The sequence below is a fragment of the Micromonospora sp. M51 genome (assembly GCF_018070305.1).
GTDB lineage: Bacteria > Actinomycetota > Actinomycetes > Mycobacteriales > Micromonosporaceae > Micromonospora > Micromonospora parva.
The window spans coordinates 1-2,030 of record NZ_JAGPXZ010000947.1 but is presented as its reverse complement, the minus strand read 5'-3'; the positions used below and the strand labels follow the sequence as shown (position 1 = coordinate 2,030).

At 69.1% G+C, this 2,030-nt stretch carries 1 protein-coding gene; it reads left to right on the top strand.

All coding sequences use genetic code 11. The features are described from left to right. Positions 1 to 348: 348 nt before the first annotated feature. Positions 349 to 1,947, top strand: a complete 1,599-nt coding sequence (locus tag KBX53_RS31095; protein WP_030336743.1) for a cellulase family glycosylhydrolase — start codon at positions 349 to 351, stop codon at positions 1,945 to 1,947. Positions 1,948 to 2,030: the final 83 nt, after the last annotated feature.

Genomic DNA, 2,030 nt, shown 5'->3' with positions numbered 1-2,030 from the left:
CCCTGATGTTGCGCGGATCTTGCCGGAAGGCGGGACCGCGGAGACGGGTGGGCGGCGCCGGGACGGCGGGGGCGGGGCGGGGCAGGGCGGGGTGGGCGGGGGCGCAGGTTGACGCATTGACCTGGGCTGATCAGAATGAGCGACGGAGTCAGGTAGGGCCACCGGCACGAGGGCGACGAAGGCGGAGCAACCGCCGTCGAGGGTCGCCGGTGAGCCTGCGCGAGTGACACGTCCGCGTGACATGGGCCGTCGCGCACTGTCCGCGTACCCCTGAGGGACCGTGACGTGCGCACGGCCGCCCGCCGGCGTCGTCACTGGACGGCGCCGGACCTCCGAAGTGGAGCTCGAATGTTCCGTCCCAAAGCTCTCGGCGGCGCGCTCACCGCGCTCGTCACCGTCGCGGCCGGCGTGTTCATCGCCGCCGCCAGCACCAGTCCGGCCGTTGCCGCTGGCACCGGTACCGGTTATCTGCACACCAGCGGCAACCAGATCGTGGACAGCACCGGTGCCACGGTCCGGTTGACCGGCATCAACTGGTTCGGCATGGAGACCGACAACAAGACCTTCCACGGGTTGTGGTCGAACAACCCGTGGAAGGGGCAGCTCGACACGATGGCCCGGCTGGGTTACAACACGCTGCGGGTGCCGTACTCGAACGACGCGCTGAAGCCGGGCGCGACGGCCAGTGGGATCAACGACTTCGTCAACCCGGACCTGATCGGGCTGTCGCCGTTGCAGATCCTGGACAAGGTGATCGACTACGCCGGCAGCAAGGGCATGCGGATCATCCTGGACCGGCACCGGCCGACGGCGGCCGGGCAGTCGCCGCTCTGGTACACCTCGACGGTCTCCGAGGCGACCTGGATCAACGACTGGAAGATGCTCGCCCAGCGGTACGCGGGCAACCCGACGGTGATCGGCGCCGACCTGCACAACGAGCCGCACGCGGAGGGCACCAACCCGGCGGCCACCGGCGCGTGCTGGGGCTGCGGTGACACCAGCCGGGACTGGCGGCTCGCCGCCGAGCGGGCCGGAAACGCCATCCTCGGCGTCCAGCCCAACTGGTTGATCTTCGTCGAGGGGGTGAGCTGCCCCAGCGGTGGCCTCTCCAACGTCTGGGACAACGACCCGAGCAATGACGAGGACTGCGGCTGGTGGGGCGGCAACCTGTCGAAGGCGGGGCAGTTCCCGGTACGGCTGAACGTGGCGAACCGGCTGGTCTACTCGCCGCACGAGTACGCGACCTCGGTGTACCGGCAGACCTGGTTCGACGCCCCGGACTACCCGGCGAACATGCCGGCCATCTGGGACAAGTACTTCGGTTACCTCTACAAGCAGAACATCGCGCCGATCATGATGGGCGAGTTCGGCAGCACCCTTGTCGACCCGAAGGACAAGGTGTGGCTGGAGAAGTTGATGGCGTACACCGGGACCGGGGTGACCGGGATGTCCTTCACCTACTGGTCGTGGAACCCCAACTCGGGTGACACCGGCGGCATCGCGTTGGACGACTGGACCAATATCAACACCGCCAAGCAGGCGATTCTGCAGCCGTACCTGATCGCGCCGTCGGGTGGCACGGGCGGGCCGACGGGTGGGCCGACCGGTGGCCCGACGGGTGGGCCGACGGACCCGCCGACCGGCGCCTGCACGGCCACGTACCGGCAGGTGAACGCCTGGCAGGGCGGCTTCCAGGGTGAGTTGACGGTGAAGAACACCGGCTCGGGCGCGGTGAACCCCTGGTCGGTCACCTGGAGTTGGCCGTCCGGGGTGACGTTGGGCAGTGGCTGGAACGCCACAGTCACGCAGTCCGGCACGACGGTCACCGCCGCCGCCCCGAGTCACGCCCCGTCGCTGCCGGCGGGCGGGTCGGTCACCGTGGGCTTCACCGCCAACGGCACGGCCAGCGCGCCGGGCACCGTGAAACTCAACGGCACCAGCTGCTGAACCACCCGGGACGGCCGGAGCGCACAGCATCCGCCGTCCCGGCCATTAACATCGCGGTTCGCCTAAGCTATTATAGGGAAACC

What these genes read in the sequence shown, in the direction of transcription:
- KBX53_RS31095 (WP_030336743.1), top strand. Translation starts at nt 349, where the DNA reads ATGTTCCGTCCCAAAGCTCTCGGCGGCGCGCTCACCGCGCTCGTCACC.